At 63.9% G+C, this 21,922-nt stretch carries 23 protein-coding genes and 1 riboswitch; of the genes, 12 read left to right on the forward strand and 11 right to left on the reverse strand.

The features are described 5' to 3' along the window. The first annotated feature begins 13 nt into the window (after window positions 1–13). Together fghA and WFR25_RS03265 are read left to right on the forward strand one after the other, a co-directional pair. On the forward strand, window positions 14–853 hold the full coding sequence (gene fghA / locus WFR25_RS03260) for an S-formylglutathione hydrolase (RefSeq protein WP_336974637.1): 840 nt from the start codon (window positions 14–16) through the stop codon (window positions 851–853). A gap of 12 nt (window positions 854–865) precedes the next feature. Next, entirely contained in the window at window positions 866–1,228 is a 363-nt protein-coding gene (locus tag WFR25_RS03265) for a winged helix-turn-helix domain-containing protein (RefSeq protein WP_336968483.1), read from the forward strand. Here the strand turns inward: WFR25_RS03265 and WFR25_RS03270 are convergent. Next, complete coding sequence (locus WFR25_RS03270; protein WP_336968485.1) at window positions 1,225–2,217, reverse strand: cytochrome-c peroxidase; 993 nt, start codon at window positions 2,215–2,217, stop codon at window positions 1,225–1,227. The genes WFR25_RS03265 and WFR25_RS03270 overlap by 4 nt on opposite strands. Beyond that, the gene (locus WFR25_RS03275) at window positions 2,214–2,738 is read right to left on the reverse strand and encodes a hypothetical protein (RefSeq protein ID WP_336968486.1); all 525 of its coding nucleotides are present in this window, start codon (window positions 2,736–2,738) and stop codon (window positions 2,214–2,216) included. The genes WFR25_RS03270 and WFR25_RS03275 overlap by 4 nt, the downstream gene beginning before the upstream one ends. A 75-nt stretch (window positions 2,739–2,813) precedes the next feature. Between WFR25_RS03275 and WFR25_RS03280 the strand changes: the two genes are divergently transcribed. Both WFR25_RS03280 and WFR25_RS03285 read left to right on the forward strand, forming a co-directional pair. After that, a complete protein-coding gene (locus tag WFR25_RS03280) occupies window positions 2,814–4,970 on the forward strand; it encodes a TonB-dependent receptor plug domain-containing protein (protein ID WP_336968488.1) in 2,157 nt (718 codons plus the stop codon). Between the two features lie 108 nt (window positions 4,971–5,078). Next, the gene (locus WFR25_RS03285) at window positions 5,079–7,493 is read left to right on the forward strand and encodes a hypothetical protein (RefSeq protein ID WP_336968491.1); all 2,415 of its coding nucleotides are present in this window, start codon (window positions 5,079–5,081) and stop codon (window positions 7,491–7,493) included. Window positions 7,494–7,498: 5 nt separating this feature from the next. On the opposite strand, the gene WFR25_RS03290 is transcribed toward WFR25_RS03285, so the two are convergent. Then, window positions 7,499–8,374, reverse strand: a complete 876-nt coding sequence (locus tag WFR25_RS03290) for a LysR family transcriptional regulator (RefSeq protein WP_336974639.1) — start codon at window positions 8,372–8,374, stop codon at window positions 7,499–7,501. Here WFR25_RS03290 and WFR25_RS03295 point away from each other — a divergent pair. From WFR25_RS03295 to WFR25_RS03330, 8 genes are all read left to right on the forward strand, one after another. Next, window positions 8,270–8,521, forward strand: coding sequence for a hypothetical protein (locus WFR25_RS03295; protein WP_336975047.1), 252 nt, complete (start codon window positions 8,270–8,272; stop codon window positions 8,519–8,521). The two genes, WFR25_RS03290 and WFR25_RS03295, sit on opposite strands and share 105 nt — an antisense overlap. Window positions 8,522–8,527: 6 nt before the next feature. Beyond that, complete coding sequence (locus tag WFR25_RS03300; RefSeq protein WP_336968493.1) at window positions 8,528–10,039, forward strand: acetyl-CoA hydrolase/transferase family protein; 1,512 nt, start codon at window positions 8,528–8,530, stop codon at window positions 10,037–10,039. Window positions 10,040–10,086: 47 nt separating this feature from the next. Beyond that, window positions 10,087–11,346, forward strand: a complete 1,260-nt coding sequence (locus tag WFR25_RS03305; RefSeq protein WP_336968496.1) for a glycosyltransferase family 4 protein — start codon at window positions 10,087–10,089, stop codon at window positions 11,344–11,346. A gap of 22 nt (window positions 11,347–11,368) precedes the next feature. After that, window positions 11,369–11,905: a sigma-70 family RNA polymerase sigma factor gene (locus WFR25_RS03310; protein ID WP_336968497.1), complete on the forward strand. Its 537-nt coding sequence runs from the start codon at window positions 11,369–11,371 to the stop codon at window positions 11,903–11,905. Then, window positions 11,898–12,626: an anti-sigma factor family protein gene (locus tag WFR25_RS03315; RefSeq protein WP_336968498.1), complete on the forward strand. Its 729-nt coding sequence runs from the start codon at window positions 11,898–11,900 to the stop codon at window positions 12,624–12,626. Before WFR25_RS03310 ends, WFR25_RS03315 begins: the two co-directional genes overlap by 8 nt. A gap of 21 nt (window positions 12,627–12,647) precedes the next feature. Then, the gene (locus tag WFR25_RS03320) at window positions 12,648–13,298 is read left to right on the forward strand and encodes a DedA family protein (RefSeq protein WP_336968500.1); all 651 of its coding nucleotides are present in this window, start codon (window positions 12,648–12,650) and stop codon (window positions 13,296–13,298) included. A gap of 72 nt (window positions 13,299–13,370) precedes the next feature. Next, window positions 13,371–14,150, forward strand: coding sequence for a sulfite exporter TauE/SafE family protein (locus tag WFR25_RS03325; RefSeq protein WP_336968502.1), 780 nt, complete (start codon window positions 13,371–13,373; stop codon window positions 14,148–14,150). An 80-nt stretch (window positions 14,151–14,230) separates the two neighbouring features. After that, window positions 14,231–14,935, forward strand: a complete 705-nt coding sequence (locus tag WFR25_RS03330; RefSeq protein ID WP_336968504.1) for an HAD family hydrolase — start codon at window positions 14,231–14,233, stop codon at window positions 14,933–14,935. Here the strand turns inward: WFR25_RS03330 and cobU are convergent. Genes cobU through WFR25_RS03370 form a run of 8 tightly spaced genes read right to left on the reverse strand, consistent with a single transcriptional unit; the run spans window position 14,927 to window position 21,527 of the window. Further along, on the reverse strand, window positions 14,927–15,448 hold the full coding sequence (cobU, locus tag WFR25_RS03335) for a bifunctional adenosylcobinamide kinase/adenosylcobinamide-phosphate guanylyltransferase (RefSeq protein ID WP_336974640.1): 522 nt from the start codon (window positions 15,446–15,448) through the stop codon (window positions 14,927–14,929). The two genes, WFR25_RS03330 and cobU, sit on opposite strands and share 9 nt — an antisense overlap. After that, window positions 15,448–16,908: a cobyric acid synthase gene (locus WFR25_RS03340; protein WP_336968506.1), complete on the reverse strand. Its 1,461-nt coding sequence runs from the start codon at window positions 16,906–16,908 to the stop codon at window positions 15,448–15,450. The genes cobU and WFR25_RS03340 overlap by 1 nt, the downstream gene beginning before the upstream one ends. Then, window positions 16,896–17,834 carry an adenosylcobinamide-phosphate synthase CbiB gene (gene cbiB / locus WFR25_RS03345; RefSeq protein WP_336968509.1) on the reverse strand — a complete coding sequence of 313 codons (939 nt, stop codon included), beginning with the start codon at window positions 17,832–17,834 and terminating at the stop codon, window positions 16,896–16,898. Before cbiB ends, WFR25_RS03340 begins: the two co-directional genes overlap by 13 nt. Then, window positions 17,827–18,810, reverse strand: a complete 984-nt coding sequence (locus WFR25_RS03350) for a threonine-phosphate decarboxylase (RefSeq protein WP_336968510.1) — start codon at window positions 18,808–18,810, stop codon at window positions 17,827–17,829. Before WFR25_RS03350 ends, cbiB begins: the two co-directional genes overlap by 8 nt. Then, complete coding sequence (locus tag WFR25_RS03355; RefSeq protein ID WP_336968512.1) at window positions 18,807–19,535, reverse strand: adenosylcobinamide-GDP ribazoletransferase; 729 nt, start codon at window positions 19,533–19,535, stop codon at window positions 18,807–18,809. The genes WFR25_RS03350 and WFR25_RS03355 overlap by 4 nt, the downstream gene beginning before the upstream one ends. Beyond that, entirely contained in the window at window positions 19,535–20,101 is a 567-nt protein-coding gene (locus tag WFR25_RS03360; protein WP_336968513.1) for a histidine phosphatase family protein, read from the reverse strand. The genes WFR25_RS03355 and WFR25_RS03360 overlap by 1 nt, the downstream gene beginning before the upstream one ends. Beyond that, a complete protein-coding gene (cobT, locus tag WFR25_RS03365) occupies window positions 20,098–21,114 on the reverse strand; it encodes a nicotinate-nucleotide--dimethylbenzimidazole phosphoribosyltransferase (RefSeq protein ID WP_336968514.1) in 1,017 nt (338 codons plus the stop codon). The genes WFR25_RS03360 and cobT overlap by 4 nt, the downstream gene beginning before the upstream one ends. Then, window positions 21,111–21,527 (reverse strand): DUF1636 domain-containing protein, encoded by a 417-nt coding sequence (locus WFR25_RS03370; RefSeq protein WP_419723190.1) that lies wholly within the window; start codon window positions 21,525–21,527, stop codon window positions 21,111–21,113. The genes cobT and WFR25_RS03370 overlap by 4 nt, the downstream gene beginning before the upstream one ends. Window positions 21,528–21,716: 189 nt before the next feature. After that, window positions 21,717–21,911: riboswitch (cobalamin riboswitch) on the reverse strand. Between the last annotated feature and the right edge of the window lie 11 nt (window positions 21,912–21,922).

The following is a 21,922-nucleotide window of genomic DNA, read 5'->3' on the forward strand; positions in this document are numbered from 1 at the left end:
GGTGAGCACGGCGCTGGAAACCATATCGACGGCCAAGGCATTTGGCGGCACGCAGGGCGTCTATCGCCATGCGTCGGAGCAGACGAAGACGGAGATGACATTCTCCGTCTTCGTACCGCCCCATGCGCCTGGCGCTAGTTTGCCGGTGGTCTGGTATCTGTCGGGCCTCACCTGCACCCACGCCAATGTGACGGAAAAGGGCGAGTTTCGCGCGGCCTGCGCCGAACTGGGCCTGATCTTCGTTGCGCCGGACACCAGCCCACGGGGCGGGGCTGTGCCTGATGATCCGGCGGATGCCTATGACTTCGGGCTGGGTGCGGGTTTCTATGTCGATGCGACGCAGGCGCCCTTCGCGACCCATTACAAGATGTGGTCCTATGTCACGCAAGAGCTGCCAGCCCTGATCGGGGCGCATTTTCCCGCCGACTTGGCCCGTCAGTCGATCATGGGCCATAGCATGGGCGGGCATGGCGCACTCACCATCGGTCTTCGCCATCCCGACCGGTTCCGCGCAGTGTCCGCCTTTGCGCCGATCGTCGCGCCGGGGCAGGTGCCGTGGGGGCAAAAGGCGCTGGCGGGCTATCTGGGTGAAGAGGGGGCGTCATGGCGCCAGCATGATGCCGTCGCCCTGATCGAAGATGGCGCACGCGTGCCCGCGCTGCTGGTGGATCAGGGGGGGGCGGACCCGTTTCTGACCGAGCAGCTCAAACCTGAACTATTGCAGGCGGCGTGTGAGAAGGCTGGCATAGCCCTCACGCTGAACCTTCGTGTGGGCTATGATCACAGCTATTATTTCATCTCCACCTTCATGGCAGAGCATCTGCGCTGGCACGCCGAACGGCTGCGCGACTAGGGGTAGGCAATCATGCGCGTCGGCAATCTCAAGGTGAAGATGCAGCTATTGTGCGGGGACGAGATTGCCTTTGGTCCCGGCAAGGCCGACCTGCTGGAAGCGATTGATCGTGAAGGGTCCATATCGGGTGCCGGACGCGCGCTGGGGATGAGTTATCGTCGGGCATGGCTGCTGGTCGATGCGATGCGACGGTGCTGGAGTGAGCCGCTGGTCGACACGCTGGCAGGCGGCGGCAAGGAGCGGGGCGCGAGGGTGACAGAGCATGGCCGGGCCGTCCTGCGCGCCTATCGGGCGCTGGAAGGGGAGGTTGCGGAACTGGCAATCGGCTCTGTGCTGATTGAGGGCGTGCGCGACACGCCGCTGCCGCTTACCTAAAGGGGCTTGCCGCAGGCGCGGTCGGGCATGGCAAAGCGTGGGTTGGTTAGAAAGCCCTGATCGGTCAGCGCCTCTAGAAAGGCTATCAGCGTCGGTATCGCCGAGGCCGGGGGCGACGCGGGATGGCGGGCAATGGCGTCGCCCAGCGTCTTGGCCGATCCGTCGTGGAGCCAGGGACCGGTGATGGCGACATTGCGCAGTGGTGCGGTGCGGAAGCGACCGGCATCGGCCTGATCGCCGGTGGCCTCCGCCAGCCCCGGATCGCGGGCATCGATCGGGCCGAGCCGATGAAAAGCGCCATCGCTTAGATCCCGACCACTATGGCATTGTGCGCAGCCGGAGGAGGCGAACAGCGTCGAGCCTTGACGGGCGGCGGGCGATAGTGCCTCTGTCGCGCCCGCCTGAAAACGATCCCATGGCGTGTCGAGCGCGATCATCGTGCGTTGGAACGCGGCCAGTGCGGCGGCGACGGTACGGGTATCGATCCGACCGTCCTGTTCGGGGAAAGCCCGCTTGAACATAATGGCATAACAGGCATCGGCGCTCAGTCTGCGCGGGAGTTCGGCCTCCAGTCCCTTCATGCCCATCTCCACCGGGCGTTCGCCGAGCAGGGGCACCAGCGCCTGCGATTCAAGCGTGTCGTTCCGTGGATCTGCCCATGTGAGATGCGCCATCCAGCCCACATTGGCGAGGCCGGGGACGTTGCGTCGGCCCGGATCGCCATGCACGCCGGGGCGGGTCGCGTTACCATCGGCAAAGCCGCGCTTCTGCTCATGGCACCCGGCGCAGGCCAGCGTGCCGTTGGCCGACAGGTCGGCATCGTAGAAGAGGCGACGGCCCAGTTCGACCTTGGCGTCGCTCATCGGGTTGTCGGTGGGGACTGGCGGCGACTCCACGCCATTAGCCAAACGCCAGTGCAAATCCCTGCTAGCCGCAACCAGCAACATCGCCCCGGCCAGCACGCAGGCCATCCGCAACAGGCGATTCACTGCAGGCGCGTCACCAGCAGCGGCAGGCTGTCTGTGCCATTGGCCGCGACCTGAAGCACATAGCGGCCCGGCGTCAGGCTGTAGTCGACCATCTTGCGGATGCCCGAACAGTCGGGACCATGGCCATGTGCGATCGACGTCATCGCCTTGCCATTCTTCACCACATCGACCCAAGCGCCAGACCCCAGCGCGACGCGCCATGTGCCTGTCTGCGCCACGGTGAAGCTGGCAAGACCACCGAAGCTGACCGAGCCGCCGGGCTTTTCGGGACGGAGAGGGTAAGTGACTTTCGGCGTCGGCAGCAGCGCAAGGATGACGGCCTTGCCGGGGGGCAGCGCGACCGCTTTTGCCTGCACGTTGCCTGCTGTCGCGGGTGCCGGGTTTCGCCAGCCAGCCAGAGCCTCCGGCAGATCGGCGGGGGCGGCACAGGGGGCCGGAACACCCATCTCCTGTGCGGAAACCGGCGCCGGCAGAGCGATCAGGGACAGCGGTATCGATACGGAAAAAAGCAGGCGGCGCATGGGGTTCCTTCCCGGATCAAACTCTATATACGACGTGATATAGTGGATCGAACGACCATGAAAGGGGAAAAATATATGCGATCTGTCCTTCTCTCTGCGCTGCTGGTGTCCAGCGCGATGGGCACCACCGCCTTGGCGCAGACCGACACGGCCCCGGATGTCGAGGGGCAGGATCGGGGCGATCGCTTTTCGCTGGGACAGATCATCGTCACCGCGCCGCGCACGGAGGGCATCGCCATCGACAGTAGCACGCTGTCGTCGGAGGCGATCTACACCTTCAGCCGCAGTTCGCTGGATGACGCGATCAACCTGATGCCCGGCGTGTCCTCAGGCAACAGCGGCGGCACGCGCAACGAACGGTTGGTCTTCGTGCGCGGCTTCGACCGGTTTCAGGTTCCGCTGTCGATCGACGGCATCCGCGTTTATTTGCCCGCCGACAATCGGCTGGATTATGGCCGCTTCCTGACCTCCGACATCGGCGAGATTCAGGTGGCGAAGGGTTATGCTTCCGTCCTCGACGGGCCGGGCGCGATGGGGGGCGCGATCAACCTCGTCACCCGCAAGCCGACCAAGGCGCTGGATGTCGAGATACGCGGCGCGGTCAATGTCGACAATGACACCGATTATGCGGGCTATTCAACCTCCGCCCTGATCGGGACCAAGCAGGATACATGGTATGCGCAGGCCAGCTATGCCCGCAATGTCACCGATCATTGGGACTTGCCCAACGACTTCACCCCGCGCAATCCCGCGCTGGAGGATGGCGGCACACGTGACTTTTCGCGCACACAGGATTGGCGCGTAAACGCGAAGGTCGGCTTCACCCCGAACGCGACCGACGAATATGCATTGAGCTATACCCATCAGGAAGGGTCGAAGGGTGCGCCGCTGCACATCAGTGATATAGTGACGACGCCGCGCTTCTGGGACTGGCCGTCCTGGGACATCAGCAGCGTTTATTTCCTATCGACCACCGCGCTGGGCGACCGCGCGACGCTTAAGACGCGGGCCTATTATAATCAGTTCGACAGTATGTTGCGCTCGTTCAACGACCGGACGCTGACGACGCAGAGCCGCCCCTTCGCTTTTGACAGCCCCTATGAGGACAAGGCGTGGGGCGGATCGGCGCAACTGGATTTCCGGCCAAGCGAGGCCGACACGCTGCGTCTGGCCTTCCACTATCGCCATGACAAGCATGTGGAGTTCCAGACCAGCTTTTCGACCGCTGGCGCGCCGACGACGGAACCACGGCAGACGCAGACCGAAAATACCTATTCGGCGGCGATCGAAAATGAGCTGAAGCTGACCCCCGATCTCACCTTCACGCTGGGCGGCAGTTTCGATTGGCGAGACCTGAAGCGGGCGGAGGAATATGGCTCGCCGCTTGGCACGTCGGGCACGCCCGCTGTCATCTACAACTATCCGCGCCGTGACAGCGATGCGTGGAATGCGCAGGGGCGGTTCGACTGGCGGGCCAGCGAAGCGGTGCAGCTTCATGCCAGCCTGTCGTCGCGGGCGCGCTTTCCGACCATATTCGAGCGGTTCAGTCAGCGTTTCAACACTGCCATCCCCAATCCGGACTTGAAGGCGGAGCGGGCGACCAACGCCGAGATCGGCGGCGCATGGACCAATGGCGCATTGCGGGTGGAGGGCGCGGTCTTCTATAGCTGGGTGGAGAATGCGATCTTCAGCGTGCCGACGCCTGCCTATCCTTGCACGGCCTCCAACAAGCCACCCGCGACGGCCACGCCGGGCTGCGCGCTCACCAATCTCAGCCAGAGCCGCAATGTCGGCAAGGGCGACTATTACGGTGTCGAACTGTCGGTGTCGGCCACGCTGATGCCGGGGCTGGACGTTGGCATGAACTATACCGGGATCAAGCGCGACCTGACCGACCCGTCCAATGCGCGTTTCCGCCCGACCGGCGTACCGACGCACAAGGGCTTTGCCTATCTGGACTGGGCGCCGGCCGAGCGGCTGCATATCGTGCCCAGCGTCGACCTGGCGTCGAACCGCTGGACGCTGTTCACGGCGACGCCCGCGACCCAGCCCCAGCTTTATTACCGCACCGGCGCCTATGTGAATGTGGGCATCCGGGCGGATTATGCGATCACCGATGGGGTCGAGGTCGGGCTTGGCGCACGCAACCTGTTCGATGACTATTATACATTGACCGATGGCTTCCCGGAGACGGGCCGGACGGTGTTCGCCACGATCCGCACCAGATATTGATCCTGTCTGGCCATGGGGACGGGCGCTCCGGCGTCTTTGCCCGGTTGCGGGGCTTGACGTCCGGGGATGACCCTGCACCATAGACGCATGAAATGTACTGATAGGAATATGGGCAGGCTGTTGCGTGGCGCGGCAGCCTGCCTTGCGGTGGCTCCCCTGTTGTTGTCGACGGTCCGCGCCGCCGATCCCGCGCCCTTTGATCTGGCCGGACCCATGTTGAAGGTCCGCGTGACGCGTGATGGGGTGACGCTGCCTGTCGGGCAGGTGCCCAACCTTGCCGCCGGCGATGTGCTGGACATCAGCGCGGACCTGCCGGCCGATCAGTCGCAAAATTATCTGCTGGTTTCCGCCTTCCTGCACGGGGCCACCAATCCCCCGCCCAAGGACTGGATCGACAGCGCAAAAACCTGGAAAAAGAAGGACAAGGACAGGAGCCTGCATCTGACCGTGCCGAAGGGCGCGCGGCAGATCGTGCTGTTCATGGTGCCGGAAACGGGCGGCGACTTCGGCACGATCGCCGATGCCGTGCGGGGCAAGCCGGGCGAGTTCGTGCGCGTGACGCAGGATCTTAATCAGGCGTCGCTCGACCGGTCGCGGCTCAATGCGTTCATGGCGGGCATTCAGGCGCAGGAAAATACCCATCCTGAATATCTGCGGACCGTTGCGCCAACCCTGTCCACCAGTCTGGCGATCAAGCTGAATGCCGATTGCCTCGACAAGGTGGTGGAATTGCAGGCGGCGTGCCTGATCGAAAATCGCGATACGCTGGTGCTGACCGATGTGCATAGCAGTTCGCTGACCGATACGCTGACCGGTGCGCCCGCCGACCTTGCCTTTCAAATCAGTGCCACACGCGAAGCGGGCTTGGGCTATTATAGCGCCTATATCGGCGTGGTTCGCGATGTGGCGCGCATTTTCGGCGCGTTCAACAATCCTGAATTTCAATATCTGCCCGCCCTTGGCGTGCCACAGGGCGACAGCCTGTCTTTGATCCTCAACACGGCGCCGTCCTTTGCCAAGCCCAAGTCGGTGCTGGTCGCAGGCCTGCCTGCGATCGAGGCGGGAACGCCGCCGCCCCTGCGTGCCAAGGGCAACGCGCCCATCTGTGTGAGCCGCCCTGACTTTGTGATCCCGATGGAGGGCGCGCCGCTTATCTATTCCACCGGCTATGCCCGCGACATGATGCTGAAGGTCAAGGACCGGAGCGGCAAGGATGTCAGCGTTCCGCTGACGGCGCGGGCCGACAAAGGCGGATATGTACTGAGCAAGGCATTGCAGCCCGCGGATTTCGACAGGTCCATCGCTGGTGCAATTGCTGGCAACTGGGGTTTTAGCGCCTTTAACGGGCCGGGTGTCACGCTGCAATTTTCCGGGGAGAAAGCGTGGCAAATGGCGGGCGATGCTCAAGGGCTGATCGTCGGACGGGACAATCTGCTTTCGATCGATGGGGCCGCCGCCGCCTGTGTCGAAAGCATCGTCGTCCAGCAGGCGTCCGCGCCGGATCAATCGGCAACATGGGCGGTGACGGATGAGGATAGCATTGCCGTCACGCTTCCGCTGGCCAAAGCCTCCCCCGGCAAGCTGACGTTGAAGATCAAGCAATATGGGATCAAGGAGCCGACCAGCCTGACGGTGCAGGCCTATGGCGAGACGAGCCGTATCGATGGCCTGACGCTCTATGCCGGGGATGACAAGGCCGTGCTGACGGGTCGCAGGCTGGATCAGGTGGCGAGCATCGATCTTGCAGGGGCGATGTTCCAGCCCGGCGAACTGCGTCGTGACGGAGATGTCGATAAGTTGCAAGTCATCGCTGTGGACGGAGCGCAAGCGCGGGCCTTTGCCAAGGGGCAGGGGGGCAATGCCCGGCTGGCGTTGAAGGATGGACGGACGGTCACCCTGCCGGTCAGGATATTGCCCGCGCGCCCCGCGCTTGAACTTCTGTCAATGTCGCTCGACCGGGCGGCGGGCAAAGCGGCGATCCCGGTCCGGCTGACCGATGCCAAGATGCTGCCGGATGATGCCGGGATAGCCCTTTCGGTGCGCGCGATCGACGGGACGCGTCTGACCAGCGCCGACAGCCTCGAAATCGCGACCGAGGATCAGTCCGCGGCGATCAGGCTTGCCGATGGCAGCGGGTTCAGGCTGGAAAGCCCGCAGGTCGCGATTGCGACATTCGAGCTTGCGAAACTTGGTCCTTCGACCGCTGGTCCGCTGGTCTTTCGCCTTGTCCAGAAGGGTGTTCAGGGGAATTGGCAACCGCTGGGAACGCTGGTGCGGCTTCCCCAGATACAAGGCGTGACCTGTCCGACGGGGGATGTGCCCTGCCGTTTGACGGGCACGAGTCTCTTCCTCATCGATTCTGTCGCCAGCGACGCGGCGTTCCAACAATCGGCAGCGGTTCCGCAAGGGTTCACCGGCACGGCCATTGATGTGCCCCGGCCACGCAATGGCAAGCTGTTCGTCAGGTTGCGCGATGCGCCCGGCTCGTCCGTGGAGATCAGCGTGCCCGTCACGGACAAATGAGGCTTTCAGGCGAGAGGACGAGCTGATTGTGCCATCCTGTCCGCATCTGGAAAGGCGCTGGCCAGAAACTCCAGCACCACCTGGACACGCACGGGCATCCTCATGCCGATGAAGGGATGCGCCACCGATACGGGAACCGGGGGAACGGCGATATCGGGGAGCAGCGGGACGAGCAGGCCGCGAGCAATATCCTCGCCGACCTGTATCTGCGGCAATAGCCCGATCCCCAGCCCGCCGCGCACGGCGCGCATGGCCGCTTCGCTACTGTTGGTCCGCAGATAGCCTGTGACATGCAGGCGCTGGTCGCCGATTTCCCATGGCGTGGGGCGGGCCTCATAGCCGTAAGTGATGCAGTCATGATCGGTCAGCTCGCTCGCCGTCTGCGGTACGCCCCGCACCGCGAGATAGCGGGGCGCCGCCACCAGCAGGCGCGGTGTGTCGCCCAGTTTGCGCAGGCCTTCTCCTTCGGCCTCGTCGATCCGTACTCGTAGGTCGAGGCCGGGGTCGGCGGCATCATTGCGCCAGTCGGCAATGATGAAGTCGATCGACAGATGGGGATGCGCCGCTCTCAACTCGCCCAGACGTTCGGCATAATGGAGGCCGAGCGCCGTCGTGATCCCGACGCGGACCAGACCGCGCGCCGCGACCGTGCCCGCCAGTTCAGCCTCCGCCTGATCGACCTGTTCGATGATGGTCGTGGCATGGGCAAGCAGCCGTTCGCCATCGCGCGTCAGCGCCAGCCGACGGGTCGATCGCTGGAACAGAAGGACGCCGAAATGCGCTTCCAGCTCGCCGATGGATCGCGCCACGGTGGTGTGGCTTTGCCCGACATGGCGCGCGACAGCGGAGAAGCTGGGTTGTTCCGCCAGACGGACGAACAAGCGAAGGGCGCGGACAAGGTCATTCATCTGAACGAATATAGCACAGGTGATGCAGATATTTTCGATATTGTCTTTGACTACGCACTGTTCAAACATCGGGAAATGAAGTCGCAGGCACGACCTGCGGCAATTTCCGGGAAGGGATGACCGACGATGTCGACCCGTATCGCAGATCATCGCCTGCACAGGCGCGTGACGTCCGCCGAAGAGGCGGCTGCGTTGATTACGCATGGCATGACCGTGGGGATGAGCGGCTTTACAGGGTCGGGCTATCCCAAGGCCGTGCCGACCGCGCTTGGCAAGCGGATCGAGGCGGAACATGCCGCCGGGCGCCCGATGCGCGTCAAGATCTGGACGGGCGCCTCGACCGGGCCGGAACTGGACGGTGCGCTGGCCAAGGCCGATGGCATCGAGCTGCGCCTTCCCTATAATTCCGATCCGATCGCGCGGGAACGGATCAATCGGGGCGAGATGGACTATCTCGACATGCATCTCAGCCAGGTCGCGCCGATGGCGTGGCAGGGTTTTCTGGGACCGCTCGACGTCGCGGTGATCGAGGTGACGGGGATCACCGCGGACGGCTCGCTGGTGCCTTCTTCCTCGGTCGGCAACAACAAGACATGGCTCGACCATGCGCAGGGCGTGATCCTGGAGGTCAACCGCTGGCAGAATCCGGCGCTGGAGGGGATGCACGACATTTATTACGGCACGGCCCTGCCGCCCCATCGCGTGCCTATCCCCCTTGTTCGGCCCGATGACCGGATCGGTCAGCCGACCTTCCGCTGCGACCTGGACAGGATCATCGCAATCGTCGAGACGGATGCGCCGGACCGCAACCTGCCTTTCACGCCGCCCGATGAAACCGCGCGGGGCATCGCCGCGCATCTGCTGGACTTCCTTGAGCATGAAGTCGGCAAGGGGCGGCTGCCTGCGTCGTTGTTGCCGATTCAGTCGGGTGTGGGCAATATCGCCAACGCCGTGCTGGCGGGCCTAGCCGATGGACCGTTCCATGACATGACCGCCTATACCGAGGTGATTCAGGACGGCATGCTTGACCTGCTGGATTCCGGGCGGTTGCGGGTTGCGTCGGCCACCGCCTTCTCGCTCAGCCCGGACGCTGCGCTGCGGATCAATGCGGAGATGGCGCGCTATCGCGATCGGCTGATCCTGCGTCCGCAGGAGATCAGCAATCATCCCGAACTTATCCGGCGACTGGGCTGCATCGCCATGAACGGGCTGATTGAGGCCGACATTTACGGCAACGTCAATTCGACCTGCGTGATGGGGTCGCGTGTCCAGAACGGTATCGGTGGATCGGGGGATTTTGCGCGCAACGCCTATATCTCGATCTTCATGACGCCTTCGACCGCGAAGGGCGGAGCGATTTCCGCGATCGTGCCGCAGGTGGCGCATGTCGACCATATCATGCAGGATGTGGCGGTGCTGGTGACTGAGCAGGGGCTTGCGGATATGCGCGGCCTCAGCCCGCGCAAGCGTGCCGCACTGGTGATCGAAAACTGTGCCCATCCGGCGTATCGCGACGTCTTGCGCGACTATTTCGATCGGGCGATGGCCGGGGCCTATGGCCGCCACGCGCCCTCGCTCCCTGCCGAGGCCCTGTCCTGGCATCAGCGGTTCATGGATACAGGCACGATGCGCGCCTGATTGGAGCGACTATGGAATAAGCGGGCGTCGGCGCGCGTAAACGGGGCATGACTGCGCTCAAGAAAATACTGTCCTGGTCCTACGAACCGTCGATATTGCGGGCGGACAATGAAAATCCCGTCAGTCCATCGCTGGACCGTCGCCCGCTTCGGATCGCTCTGTTTTCCGGCAATTATGACTGTGTGCGGGATGGCGCCAATCAGGCGCTGAACCGGCTGGTCGGCCATCTGATCGATCGGGCCGGTGCATCGGTCAGGGTTTATACGCCGGTCGCTGCCCGACCGGCCTTTGCATCGGTCGGCAACATAAGGCCGGTGCGTTCCGTCGGGATTCCGGGACGGCCGGAATATCGCATCGCCCTTGGCCTGACGCGCGCGGCGAAGCGCGACCTTCAGGACTTCGCGCCCGATCTAATCCATCTTTCCGCGCCTGATCTATTGGGTCGGCAGGCGCAGAAATATGCGTTGGCCAAAGGCATTCCGGTCGTCACCAGCCTGCATACGCGGTTCGAGACATATCTCGATTATTATCGGCTTTCCGCGTTGCGGCGACCGGTGGAACGCTATCTCGACCGCTTTTACGCTGACAGCAGCCATATTCTCGCCCCGACCGCGCCCATCGCCGCATCGATGGCGGCCAGGCATGGTGCGGGCAAAGTCTCCATCTGGGGGCGCGGGGTCGATCGACGCTTATTCCATCCGGCAAAGCGGGATGAGGGATACAGACAGTCGCTTGGCTATGGTCCGGAGGATGTCGCGCCGCTGTTTTTCGGCAGGTTGGTGTTGGAAAAGGGGCTTGATATCTTCATTGACACGATCGCTGCTCTACGGCGGTCGGGGTATCATGTTCGTCCAATGATCATTGGTGAGGGGCCGGCCCGCAACGCTTTTGCCGCCCGTCTCGACAATGCGAATTTCCTTGGGCATCTGGAGGGCGAAGCGCTGGGCCGCGCCGTGGCGAGCGCGGACATATTGATCAACCCCAGCGTTACTGAGGCCTTTGGCAACGTCAATCTGGAAGCGATGGCCAGTGGTCTGGCGGTGGTTTCCGCCGACGTGGCGAGCGCATCGGCGCTGATCGACCATGGCAGGACCGGCCTGCTGGTGGAACCGCGCGATGTGGGGGCTTATGCGAAGACAGCCGACCGGCTCATCCGCGACAAGGCTGCCCGAGCAGCGCTGGGGCGGGCTGCGTCCCTTACTGCGGAAGCCTATCTGTGGGAGGAGATTCTGGGCGGCGTCCATGCCTGCTATCGCGCCTGCCTCGACGAATTTGACGCACCCCTGCCCTTGTTGGGAATAAAATGATGCACCAAAGCGTATAGACATCATGCTGGATCACGACTCCACGGACATATTGAGCGATCTTGGCGCGATGCGGCGCTATGCCCGGTCGCTGACGCGCGATGACCAGGCGGCTGACGACGTGGTGCAGGACGCGTTGCTCCGGGCGATGGAGAAGCGGGCAAGCTTCAGGCCGGACGGATCGCGGCGCGGCTGGTTGCTGGCCATCGTTCACAACATCTTCGTTTCCAGCAAGCGGCGTGAGGCGGCCGAGGCGCGACGCAATGATCGCTTCGCCCAGACGCTGGTGACGGAGCTGGGGCCTGAGCAGGAGCAGGTGGCGCAACTGAACGAGGTGGCGCGGGCCTTCGCCGCCCTTCCCACGCAGCAGCGCGAGGTGCTGCATCTGGTGGCGGTCGAAAGCGTCAGCTATCAGGATGCCGCTCATATTCTGGGCGTGCCCATCGGTACGGTCATGTCCCGGCTCAGCCGCGCACGCGCGACGTTGCGGGTCTTTCGCGAAGAGGGAGGCGCCAAGGTGCAAGGCACATTGAGAGTGGTGGGAGGACGCGACGATGAATGACCAGCCCACGCAATTGGAATTGGACACTTATGTCGACGGCCAGTTGGACCTGCCGCGTAAATATATGGTGGAAAATCATCTGGCGCAGCATCCGGCACTGGCGGCACAGGTCATGGCCGACCTTGGCAGCCAGAGCGCGCTGAAAATCCTGATGGGGAACGCGCAGGCGCCGTCGGAGGAGATGCGGGAGGCGGCCAGTCGGCTGGCGGAGCCGCCGCCGCGCGCCTTCTGGCGCAGGGCTGCGCCATTCGGTGGAATGGCCGTCACCGGGATGGCGGCGGCGGCCCTGTTCGCGATGTCGATCGACGGGCCGCCCGATTATGTGGGCTATGCGGTGGCATCCCACCGGACGGCCATGGTGCGCGCGGCGATGGCGTCCCAGCTCGAAACCCCGCGCTTTGACGCAAGGGAGATATTGACCAAGACGCGGATCGACATGCCCGTCATCCCCGCCGCTTGGCACGTTACGGATGTCCAGCTTTTCCCGTCGAACGATGGCCCGGCCCTGCTGGTCGCAGTCAGGACCGGGCAGGGCGAGCCGCTGTCGCTTTACGCTGTGCGTGGGCGGACTTCAGCGCCGGAGCGGCCCGATGCGGTGCGCGAAGGTGCACAATCCGTCGCCTATTGGCGTCGGGGCGATACATCCTATGCGCTGACGGGGGAAACCGACCCGGGGGCCATCGACGCGACGGCGGAGGCTTTGGCAAGGACATGGTCCTGATCAACGCCATGGAATACCGCATTGGACGATAGCGCAGCGCGCCTGCTTGCCTTTATCGCTGCCAATGCAATGCTAGCCGGTCCGGTCATCGGCCTGCTCACGCTAGCAGAATCGCTCGTCGTCATTGGCCTGTTCGTCCCTGCCACCGCCCTGATGATCGCGATTGGCGGGCTGATGGGGAGCGGCATATTGGCGCCTGCGCCTGTGATCGCCTGGGCGGTGCTGGGGGCCATGGCCGGGGACTGGATATCCTATGGTCTGGGTCGAAGGATCGGCCCGTCCGCCTATCGCCGCTGGCCGCTGCGTCAGCATCGCCCGATGGTGGCGCGAGCGCGCCTGTTTTTCCGGCGATTCGGTTTCGCCTCCATTTTTCTTGGCCGTTTTCTGGGGCTGGTCCGGGCAACCGTCCCGCTGGTCGCGGGGGTGCTGAGGATGGATCATCGGCTGTTTCAGCTTGCCAATGTCGGTTCTGCCATCCTGTGGGTTCCCCTTCTCTTCGCGCCGGGCTATTTCGCGGCTCGGACATGGGGGACGGATGATATGATGGATGTGCGGTGGTTGATGGGGCTGGGTCTGGCGCTGGCGGTTCTACCGCTGGTGGGCGGCTGGCTGACGTCCCGAATCGCCTCACGTCGTCGCGCGCAACGCCGCATATCGTCTCTCCAGCCTTGAAGGCTTGCATGGTTCGCGCTTCGTCTGGCGAAAGCGTGTGGAATCCCCGGTCGCTGATTTGCGGAATATATCATGACGTTCTTTAACCCGCTCTATTCGCTCGCCGGGTTCGTCGTGGGCGCGCTGGTGGGTCTTACTGGGGTCGGCGGCGGTTCCCTGATGACGCCCATCCTTGTCCTGCTGTTCAATTTTCATCCGGCAGCCGCGGTCGGCACCGACCTGCTCTATGCCTGCGTGACCAAGGGCGTCGGCAGCATGGTGCATGGTTGGAAGCAGGCGGTCGACTGGCACATCGTCGGCTGGATGGCCGTCGGCAGCATGCCTGCCGCCGTCGCGTCCCTGCTGTTGCTATCCTCCGTCGGGCCGCCTTCTGCGGCGATTGTAGACCCGATAAAGGTCACGCTGGGCATCATGCTGCTGCTGACGGGCCTCGCGCTGCTGGGCAAGGAACAGATACTCGCATGGTCACGCAATCACGGGCAGAATCGCAGCGCCGCCCTGACGCGGAATCTTACTATCGGGCTTGGCGTTATCATTGGTGCTGCCGTCACCGTGACCTCTGTGGGCGCCGGGGCGATCGGTGCGACGGTCCTCCTCATCCTCTACCCGCGCACGGCTCTGGTCCGGATCGTGGGAAGTGACGTTGCCCATGCGGTGCCGCTCACCTTTGTCGCGGGGATAGGCCATTGGTGGCTGGGAACCGTCAATTTCCCGCTGTTGGGATCGCTGTTGCTGGGGTCCGTGCCGGGGATCATCGTTGGCAGCCTGTTGGCATCGCACGTCCGGGAATCGATATTGCGTCCCATCCTGGCCTGCATCTTGATGATCGTGGCGGTCAATCTGATCGCTTGACGGGGCACGGTGCTGCGCGCGCAAGCAGGGCCGCGCGCATTGCAATCGCTAAAACCGGGGTGATAGGCCATAGGGAGACGATGTTCGTCGATCAGCCTTCAACCCTATACCCCGTCGTCCCGAACACGTTTCCCGATCCCGTCAGGGCGGTCATCTTCGACATGGATGGCACTTTGCTGGACACGGAAGCTGCGCATCTGCGCGCCATGGCAGAGGCCGGGACGGCGCTGGGATGGGACGTGTCGCAGGATTTGCTGTTGCAGATGGTGGGCATCCATCGGGAAGCGACGCAGCACATGGTGGCGGCGCATTTCGGACCGGATTTCCCACTGGACCGGTTCTTCCTGGATAGCGATGCCTTGTTCGAGGCGGCGAACGAAGCGGGAATAGCGGTGCGGCCGGGGGCTGTTCCGCTATTGGAGCATCTAAAGCGCGCGGGCATTCCGATGGCCGTCGCCACTTCTACGCGCGCTCCCTTTGCCCAGAATCGGCTGGAGCGGGCAGGGCTGCTCTCCAATTTCGATATCGTCGTAACCCGCAGCGACGTTGAACGTCCCAAGCCCGATCCTGAGCCTTATCTGCTGGCTGCGGCTGGACTGGGGATCGACCCGGTAAGCGCGGTTGCAGTGGAGGACAGCTATGCGGGGATACGGTCAGCCACAGCCGCCGGGATCGCGACCGTGATGGTGCCGGACCTGCTGCCGCCAACGCAGGAATCGCATTTGCTGGCGGCCGCCATTTTACCCAGCCTCGAAGATTTGCGGGATCTTCTCCGCCTAGCCTGATTTTTTCAGCCATAGGGGGAGGCCGGCAAACATCATGACCGCCTCGTCAGCCGCAGCAGCGACTGCCTGATTGATCGATCCCGCAACGTCACGAAACCGGCGTGCCAGCGCATTGTCCGGGACGATGCCCAGCCCGACTTCATTGGCGACAAGGATGATCCCGCCGCGCGCTCCCCCGATCGCGCTCCCCAGATTTTCGGTTTCATAGGCGATGTCTCGCTCATCAAACATCAGGTTGGAGGCCCAGAGCGTCAGGCAATCGACAAGCAACAGGGTATCGGGCGCGTCATGGGCGGCGATGGCCCCGGCAAGGTCCAGCGGTGCCTCCACCGTCGACCAGCGCTCGCCACGATCCGCGCGATGCTGCACGATCCTGTCTGTCATCTCCGCGTCAAAGGCTTGCGCGGTTGCGATGAAGATCAGTTTCCCGGCGGACGCTTCGGCGCGGGCCTGCGCATAGCGGCTCTTGCCCGATCGTGCGCCGCCAAGGACGAACAGCGTGCCGGACGGCATCACAGCGCGCACGCCGCCGACAGAGCAATCAGCGCGTCAACGTCCACATGCTCCTCCAGCGAAGCGGCGATCTCATCAAGAGCCGTGTCGATCGACGCGCGATAATCCCGGCCACTGCCCTCGACACCGAAGCGCGCCAGAAGGGCGCGTCGCTGCGCTGCGTCCGACAGCAAGCCATGGACATAGCTGCCCATCACAATGCCGTCCGCGCTGGACGCGCCATCCCGCCGACCGTCATCGAAAAGAACAAGCGGCCTTTCAGTGTCGGGGCCTGTGGTTTCGCCCATATGCATTTCATAGCCGTCGAAACGTGCCCCAAGGGCCATGCCGCTCACCGCGCGGAGGGCTTTTATGGGGGTCAGCGTCGTTTCGACATCCAGCAGCCCCAATCCTTCGATCGTTCCGGCTGGTCCCTCGATCCCGTCAGGATCGGCGATCCGTTTGCCCAGCATCTGGTATCCGCCACACAGGCCCAATATTGCGCGTCCACGGCGATGGTGGGCCAATATGTCGATGTCCCAACCCTGCGCCCTGAGCGCTTTGAGGTCGACGATCGTCGCTTTTGACCCCGGCAGGATGATGAGGTCCGCTTCTGCCGGGATCGGCTGGCCGGGCGGGATCATCCGCACCTCCAGTCCCTCCTCCAGCTTGAGCGGGTCCAGATCGTCGAAATTGGAAATGCGCGGCAGGATCGGGCAGGCGACCAGCTTTCGGCGATGATCGGTCGCCTGTGGTTTTTCCAGCACGACCGCATCTTCGCTCGGAAGGCGGGCGGTGGCGGGCAGCCATGGTATGACGCCGAACCCCTGCCAGCCCGACAGCGTCTCGATCTGGCGATAGCCATCCTCGAACAGCGTGGGATCGCCCCGGAACTTGTTGATGATGAAGCCCCGGATCATCGTGGCATCGGCGGGATCGATGACGGCCTTCGTGCCGACGATCGCGGCGATCACGCCGCCGCGATCAATGTCACCGATCAGGATGACGGGCACATTTGCCGCGCGGGCAAAGCCCATATTGGCAATGTCGCCCGCGCGCAGGTTGATCTCGGCGGGCGACCCGGCCCCCTCGACCACCACGATGTCGCATCGCTGTCGCAGCCGGCCATAGCTTTCCATCACAGCGCCCAGCAGCGCGCCGCGCGCCTCGCGGAAATTCCCTGCGCCCAGCGTGCCGCGTACTTGGCCATGGACGATGAGCTGGGAGGTTCGGTCTGCCTGAGGCTTGAGCAGCACGGGGTTCATGTCGCTATGCGCTTCAACCTTGCAGGCGATCGCTTGCAAGGCCTGCGCCCGTCCAATCTCGCCGCCGTCGATCGTTACCGCCGCATTGTTCGACATATTCTGCGGTTTGAAGGGCTGCACCCGCAGCCCCCGATTGACGAGCGCGCGACAAAGACCCGCAACCAGCACCGACTTGCCGACATCCGACCCTGTTCCCTGAAGCATCACAGCGCCCATGCCACGCCTCCTGCGATCAGCCAGAGGCAAAGGCAAGCACGACGATACAGGGTGAGCGCATGACGGACATCGGCCGCATCGGCCTGCGGCGATCCGTCACCGATCCAGGCTTTGGGGGAGAGGACGCCGTCATAGGCGATGGGACCGGCAAGGCGCACATCCAGCGCGCCTGCCATCGCGGCTTCGGGCCAGCCCGCATTGGGCGAGTCATGCTTGCCCGCATCGCGCGCCATCACTCGCCAACCCCGGCCAGCGCACAGACAGATCAGGACGCCCGCCAATCGTGCGGGAAGGAGGTTCAGCAGGTCATCGGTGCGCGCCGCCGCCCAGCCGAAAGCGCGCCATCGTTTCTCGCGATGGCCGATCAGGCTGTCGGCGGTGTTGATCGCCTTGTAGATCCAGATGCCCGGCAGACCCAACAGGAGGAGCCAGAACAGGGGCGCCGTCACGCCATCGCAAAAGCTCTCCGACAGGCTTTCGATCGCGGCGCGCGCTACCCCGGCGTCATCCAACCTGTCGGTATCACGGCCCACGATCATGCCGACGGCAATGCGCGCGGTGGCGAGATCATTGTTTTCGAGCGCCTTGGCGACAGGCAGGACATGATCGTGAAGGCTGCGCTGGGCTAGCCCCGGGGCGGCGAGCAGGGCTATCCCAAGCCAATTCCACGGACCCAGAAGCCGAACAAGCAGGGCTTGCAGCAAAAGGCCAAGGCCACCGGCCATGAGGATGAGGATCGCTACGGTCAATATGCCCAGCGCCCGGCGAGATGCGTCGGATCGCGCGGGCTTATTCCACCGCGTTTCACATGTCTCGATGATCCGTGCGAACAGCCCGACCGGATGCCCGACCCAACGATAAAGCGCCTGCGGCCAGCCGATGGCGGCATCCAGCAGCAAAGCGGTCAGGGCAATGGGATCAGCCATATGTGAGCGCGTCGTCCAGACGGGCCAGCGCCTCTTCGCTGTCGGGCAAGCCGATCCGAAGCCAGGAAGGGTTGTGATCGAACGGGCGAGTGAGGATGGCGCGGCGTGCAAGCCTTTCGAAGACTGTTGCGGCGTCATCCACTTCGATCAGGCCGAAGAGGGGGCACTCACCGATGACCTTGAGGCTGTGGCGCAACAGCATGTCGCTCAACGCCTTGGCATCGATCGGCAAGCGCGTCCTCATATCCTCGATCCATCGTTCATCGCGATAGGCGGCTGCGCCGATGGCGATCGCCGCTGATGATAGCGGCCAACTCCCCAGCTTCGCGCGGAAGCGTGCGATCAGCGTGCGCGGTCCCAGAACGAAGCCCAGACGAACGCCTGCAAGACCGAAGAATTTGCCGAATGACCGGAAGATGACGAGTGGTCGATCGTCGCTGATCTGGCTGGCAAGGCTGATGTCCGGCGTTGCATCGGCAAAGGCTTCGTCGATCACCAGCCAGCCTGCCGTGGCCGAAATATGCTGCAATGTTCCGGCCAGTTCAGACGCGGTTAGAACCCGGCCATCGGGGTTGTTGGGATTGGCGAGGATGAGTGTCGAACCCGCTATGGTCACCACATCGGTGATGGCGATCGGGCGGCTGCCCATGACCATCTCGCCATGGGTGCGGTAGGACGGCACGACATGGGCGGCAGGGCCGGGAAGGCAATCGCCGAGCATCCGCAGTCCGACCTCCGTGCCCGGCACGGCGCAGATATGCGCGGGATCGACACCGAAATGATGCGCGGCTGCGGCTTCCAACGCCTCCAGCGCCTTGACATCGGGCAGGGACCGCCAGTCGATCGAAAGATTCGATACGCCCGGCCAGGCATGAGGGTTGATGCCGGTGGAAAGGTCTAGCCACTGCGCGCCGACATTGCCGAAATGCGCTTTGGCTTTCGAAAGCCTGCCGCCATGGAAGGTCCAGCCGTTCATATGCGGGGCCACAGGTGAAAGAGGATAACCATGCTGAGCAGCAGGGCCGTTTCGATCAGTTCGATGCCCGCGCCGTGACCATCGCCCGAAATGCCGCCGATGGTGCGGCGAAGCTGCCAGCCCCACCACAGGATCAGGGGGGCAGTCATTAGGATGGAGGGCGACGCAGAAGCGGTAGCGACGAGCGCGACAGTCCACACTGCCATGTCGGCAGGACGGACAGCCACCCGAAAACGCGATGCCAGCCCCTCATGCAGTGGCGGCAGCCAGATCGTCCAGACCAGCGGGCCGATCCGGGCGGCAAAGGGGATCAGGATGAGCGGCCAGAATAGTTGTGCTTCGACAGCGCTGTGCAGCAGGATCAGCTTGGCGATCAACTGAAGGGCGATAGCGACTACCCCAAAACTACCGACATGCGGATCGGCGAGAACGGCCAGAAGGCGCTCCCTGTCCTTATGCGCCGCGCCACTGGCATCGGCCAGGTCCGACAGCCCATCGAGATGTAGCGCGCCCGTAACGGCCACCCAGACGCCCAACGCTGCCAGCGGACCCAACCACGGATCGAATCTGGAACCGGCAAATGCGGCGCCCGCGACGAGTGTGCCAATCACCAGTCCAACGGCGGGAAACCAACGTATGGAGGCTGCGAAAGCGGCCTCATCCGCCATGACGCGCGGCGTTGGCAAACGCGTCAGGAACTGGAGGGCGAGGATGAAACCCTTCATCACCGCAATCCTGCTATCTGCGCCGAAAGCGTCTCGCCCGGCCAGATGTGGAGGGAGAGGAGGGACGCATAGGGCAAGTCGAATGCCCAGACCTGTCGGGCATCGAACCCGCACAATAGGGCAAGCGCCGCGCGCATCGCTCCCCCATGGGTGACGACAAGCGTGGGGCGTGGTGTCAGGTCATGGATCGCGGCGCTAACCCTGTCGGTCAGGGCCGACCAGCGTTCGCCGCCCGGTGGTGGACGGCCATCAGGATCGCTCCAGAACTGCCCCAGCGCCACCGGGTCGACCTCTGCACTGCTCATGCCGTCCCAGTCGCCAAAATCGAGTTCGCGCCAGCGCGGATCGACGATCAGCGGCTGGCCCGATGCCGCTGCCAGTGCCTCGCCCGGTTGTCGCGCACGGGCGAGGTCGGACGATATATGGATGTCGATGTCCAGCCCCTTGGCCTGCGCGACGCAGGCGGCGATGCCTTCCTGCGTCGGCCTGCAATCGGTCCGCCCCAGCATGCGCCCGGTGATTTCAGGCGCGCCGTGACGCAGGAGATGGAGCAGGAATCCGGTCATGACGCTCCGGAAATGCCCGCTTCGGCAAAGGTGGCCATGCCTTCATGCGCGGCCAGCGCCGATCGGATCACCGCGACGGCGACTGCCGCGCCGCTGCCCTCACCCAGCCGCATGTCGAGTGCGAGCAGGGGCGCAAGGCCCAGCCGATCCAGCAGGCGGCCGTGGCCCGGCTCGGCCGAACGATGCCCCGCGATGCAATGATCGGTGATGGCCGGGCAGGCTGTAGCGATCGGCGCCAGCGCCGCGCAACTGATGAATCCATCAAGAACCACAGGGATGCGCCGCTGCCGTGCTGTCACGATTGCGCCGGCGATGGCGACAATCTCTCGTCCGCCAAGCCGCCGCAGCGTTTCAAACGGCGTCATGGGCGCGTCGGCATGAAAGGCGATGGCTTGTTCCACCACGACCACTTTTCGCGCGATGCCCTGGCTATCGATACCGGTGCCGGGGCCGACCCAGTCAGCGGCAGATCCACCGAAGGACCGCATGCACAGTGCGGCGGCGGCGGTCGAATTGCCGATTCCCATTTCGCCCACGACCAGCAGGTCGAGTCCGGGTTCCACGACATCCGCGCCCGCCGACAGCGCGGTCAGGCACTCCGCTTCCGTCATGGCGGGTTGGCAGGTGAAGTCCGCCGTGGGCCGATCAAGGTCCAGCGCCACAATCTTCAGGTCAAGATCGACCGCTTTGGCGAGGGCGTTGATCGCGGCGCCGCCCGCTTCGAAATTGCGGACCATCTGCGCGGTGACGTCCGCCGGGAAGGCGCTGACGCCATGGATCGTCACGCCATGATTGCCCGCAAAGATGGCGGCGCGCATGCTGTTCAACACGGGACGCTCGCGGTCCTGCCACCCGGCCAGGAACAGCGCAATGTCCTCTAGCCGTCCCAGCGAGCCAAGTGGCTTGGTGAGTTGGGCCTGTCGCGCCCGTGCGGCCTCCTGTGCGGTGGCATCTACTTTGGGGAGGTCAATCAGCGCAGCCTCGAACGCCGCAATTGTGGGAAAGCCGCTCATTCCTCGACCACAAAGCCCTGGGGTGGCGTGCGGGTGATGAAATGGCCCTTCACGCCCTGCGGCCAATGTGCAAACGGAACGCGGCCATGCTCGCTCGCCGCATAATGGACGGCATAGTCGAGAATGGCGCGGGCGGCCTCTTTGTCAGGCGTGAAGCGGCCCAGCACATAACCGACCTTGGCGGGCGCGCGCAGATGGACGGTGCAAAATTCGGTGCAGGCGAACAGGCATGGCATTTCCTGTACCGTAACGCCGTCATAGCGCGGGTCCGACGCCTTGACCGTCCGAAGCGCAGCAACCAGTTGGGCGCCGCCCCGCGTCCCGCTGTCATTTTCGCGTGCCTCGCCCGAATGGCGACAGGTGTTGCACGCAACGATGGCGGGACCATCTTCGACCGGCTTGAACTTCATCATGCCTTCGACGCGCGCATTGGTGTCGGCAGGAAGGGAGAAATAATAATGTACGGCAACATCAAACGGGCACCCATGACAACGGGCCACGTTCACGAGACATGCCGACGCACGACATGGCCCGCGCATAAGCGGCCCTGACATGTCGCCTGTCGGGTTTACCCCCGTTCGCCCGGAATCCCCTGTCCGCACGAAAGACGACCGCGACGGGCAGGTCTCCTGGCTTGCGGGTCAACACCTGTTCGAACCGCCTTCTCAGGATTGTGACAATCCCAATGGCCTGTGGTCGATGGCTCGCCGCTCACAGTTGCAGGGGCAGCCGGGGTTTTGAACCCCGTTCCCATTTTCATCCCCATTTTCAGGGGAACCTGTCGCGGGCCGACGCTTACTCAGCGCTT

It is taken from the genome of Sphingobium aromaticiconvertens (genome assembly GCF_037154075.1).
GTDB lineage: Bacteria > Pseudomonadota > Alphaproteobacteria > Sphingomonadales > Sphingomonadaceae > Sphingobium > Sphingobium aromaticiconvertens.